1 pseudogene is annotated in these 231 nt (G+C 63.6%); it reads left to right on the plus strand.

Annotated features, from left to right (window positions below):
* Positions 1 to 231 (plus strand): annotated as a pseudogene (gene pstA / locus SB753_RS42035) (phosphate ABC transporter permease PtsA); the annotation flags it as partial.

Here is a 231-nt window from a genome sequence, read left to right on the forward strand (position 1 = left end):
GCAGTCCACGCCGCCGCCGAATACCGATGGCGGCGGTCTCGCCAACGCGATTGTCGGCAGCTTGATGCTGGTTGTGCTCGCAACGTTCGTCGGCACGCCGATCGGCATTCTCGCCGGCGTCTATCTCGCGGAATACGGGCAGAAGGGCTGGCTCGCGAGCGTCACGCGCTTCATCAACGACATTCTGTTGTCGGCGCCGTCGATCGTCGTCGGTCTCTTCGTCTATGCGCT

The sequence above is a fragment of the Paraburkholderia sp. SIMBA_053 genome (assembly GCF_046534895.1).
Classification (GTDB): domain Bacteria; phylum Pseudomonadota; class Gammaproteobacteria; order Burkholderiales; family Burkholderiaceae; genus Paraburkholderia; species Paraburkholderia caledonica.